The organism is Peribacillus sp. (assembly GCF_059453735.1).
Genome location: NZ_JAZVJO010000377.1, coordinates 1 through 3,414, shown reverse-complemented (window position 1 = coordinate 3,414; position 3,414 = coordinate 1). Strand labels below are relative to the sequence as shown.

Sequence of the window (3,414 nt, the reverse complement as noted above, 5' to 3'; positions counted from 1 at the left end):
GGCGATCATTTATTGATCATAATTCATCATCTTGTTATTGATGGAGTTTCATGGAGAATCTTATTAGAAGACTTACAGACTGCATTAGAACAGTTGGAACAAAATCAACCGATAAAACTTCCGGAAAAAACGGATTCTTTCAAGAGCTGGTCTGAAAGACTTATTCAATATGGAAATGAGCAAGAAATGAAGGCAGAAGCTGAATATTGGTCAGCGGTAGAGAGTCACGTTGTTCCATTCCTCCCCAAGGATACTGATTCAGATGTGAACGATAATACAAGTTCAAATAGAGTAACGATTCAATTTACAAAACAAGAAACAGAAGATTTGTTAAAAAACTCTAACAGGGCTTATAACACAGAGATCAATGATCTATTATTAGCTGCTCTAGGTATGGCAGTCCGTGCATGGGCAGGAGTTCAAGCCATTAAAGTGAATTTAGAGGGGCATGGCCGTGAACAACTTTTCTCTGATATTGATATCTCACGTACCATTGGCTGGTTTACCAGTCAGTATCCAATCATTATTGAGACAAAACAAGGGAGCCTATCTCACGTTATTAAAAATGTGAAGGAAGGGTTGAGGAGCGTTCCGGATAAAGGGATTGGGTATGGAATTTATAAATATGTAAGACGAGTTGCTGAGACCCTCAATTTTACGCATGATGCGGAAATTAGTTTCAACTATTTAGGTCAATTTGATCAAGATTTAGAAGGAACTTCGTTTACATCCTCAAGCTATTCGCCGGGGAATCCTGAGAGTGAACAGGGGGTCCGCCCATATGTTTTAGATTTTAATGGGATGGTCATTGAGGAATGCTTAAACTTGTCAATTAGTTATAGTAGAGAGCAATATTTTACCGATACGATTGAGGATTTAGCCAGCCATTTCCGAGAAAGTCTAAAGACGATTATTGACCACTGCGTCTTAAAAGAGGATACCAGTCTTACACCAAGTGACGTCATGCTTAAAGGAATGACAATAGAACAACTCGATGATGCCATCAAACAAACAAAGGATATAGGTGAGCTTGAAGATATTTATGAATTGACACCTATGCAAAAAGGAATGTGGTTTCACCATCTTTTCAATCAAGATTCCACCGCTTACTTTGAACAGGCAATATTTGAAGTGAATGGGAGATTGGACCGAGCTGCCTTAGAGAAAAGTTTAAATAAAGTTATCGAACGGCATGCGGTGCTGCGAACAAATTTTGATAATCTAATCAGTGAAGAACCAATGCAAATAGTGGTTAAACGAAGAAATATCAGTATTCAATATCATGATATTCGAGATCTGACAGATATTGAAAAAGAGAATTGGTTCGAGGGTTATGTAAATGTGGATAAAGCAAAAGGGTTTGATCTTGCCAGAGAGGATTTAATGCGAATGTCGATTCTGCAAGTGGGAGATCAGACTTACAAATTACTCTGGAGCTTTCACCATATCTTAATGGATGGCTGGTGTATTCCAATTGTTACCCAGGAATTATTAGAATGTTATCATGCGATTACTCAGAACCGGGCTGCGAAATTAAATGATGTCATACCATATAGTCAGTATATTAACTGGCTGAGAAATCAAAATGATGATCAGGCAAAAACTTACTGGAGCCGATATTTGGAAGGCTATGAGGGCCGGACAGATATCATCGAAATTCCTTCAATCAGAGGGGATTTGGGATATTCAACTGATGTAACGAGACTGGTAATGGATAAAAAATCAACTGCCCAATTAAAACAAGCAGCAAAGAAACAACAAGTTACGGTTAATACCTTCCTGCAGACGATATGGGGCATTCAATTACAGAAGATTAATCAAAAAAACGATGTAGTATTTGGAAGTGTTGTTTCTGGACGGCCAGACGAGATTGTTGGTATAGAAAATACGATTGGTTTATTTATTAATAGTATTCCTGTACGGGTTAATAAAGGACAATTTACAACCTTTAATGAACTTGTTAAGGAGATTCAAAAGCAATCAATCGAATCACACAAATACGATTCTTTTCCGCTATATGAAATGGACAAAAAGGATTTAATCTCGCATTTAATGATCTTTGAAAATTACCCATTAGAGCAGAAACTTGCTAAAGAAGGTTCTGGGGATTCAGACTTAACCATTACCCATGCTGAAATAGATGAGCATACGAATTATCCTTTCAATCTAACGGTCATACCAGGTGAAGAGATCACTTTCGAGTTTCACTATAATAAAAATTATTATGATTCAGATACGATTGAACAAATTCAATCACAATTATTGCATCTTATAGAGCAGGTTGTTGAAAATCCTCAAACCGGCATTGAGGAATTATCATTATTAACAGCCAAAGAAAGAGAAAGCATTCTTCATGTATTTAATGATCCGATTAGACATTATGACTATAAACCATTACACAAGTATCTTGAAGAACAGGCTTTAGAAACACCTAATAAAATAGCACTTGTTTTTCAAAATATTCAATTAACCTATCAAGAATTAAACGAAATGGCTAATCAGCTTGCCAGAACGCTGGTCAAGGCAGGATTACAACCCGGGGATTTTGCCGGGGTGATGTTAGAACGGTCACCTGACATGTTTATTTCAATATATGCTGTCTTAAAAGCGGGTGCGGCTTATATTCCGATTGATCCATTGTTTCCAAGAGACAGAGTCAATTATATGCTAAAGGATTCAAATGCAAAGACCTTAATAACAAAAGAATATTTACAAGAGGACATCTCTTACAGTGGACAGGTCGTATGTTTAGATGATTGGAAAGTGACAAACGAAGATAAAACGAATCTAGACACGGATGTAGCAGGTACTGATTTGGCATACGTAATTTATACGTCTGGCTCCACAGGCTTACCAAAAGGGGTTATGATCAGCCACCATGCTGCCGCAAACTTCATTAAGGGATTAATTGAAAAAATAGATTTTAATCCAAGTAAGACGATTTTAGCGGTTACGACGATATGCTTCGATATTTTCTTTATCGAAACGATTTTAGCATTTAGTAAAGGGCTGCGCGTAGTCCTTGCAAATGAGGAAGAGAAAAATAATCCTGTTTCTTTGATTAAGCTGATAATAGATCAACAGATTGATATGCTGCAAATGACCCCTTCGCGCATGCAGCTGCTTTTTGGATTAGGGGAATTTGCTTGGCTTGCTCAAATAAAGGACTTGATGATTGGCGGAGAGCCATTACCATACAATTTACTATCCACCATTCAAAATAATACAAATGCTAATATTTTTAATTTATATGGACCGACTGAAACGACTGTGTTCTCAGCTGTAATGGATTTAACTAATGCAGATGAAGTATCGGTTGGCAGCCCGATCGTAAACACAAGACTTTATATTCTAGGAGATAATGATCAACTGCTGCCAATAGGTATGCAAGGTGAATTGTGCATATCAGGCTGG

General features: G+C 37.3%; 1 protein-coding gene. It reads left to right on the top strand.

Annotated features, from left to right (window positions below):
- Nucleotides 1-3,414, top strand: a 3,414-nt coding sequence (locus AC52RT_RS12260; protein WP_495541007.1) for a condensation domain-containing protein, incomplete at both ends; no start/stop codon positions are given.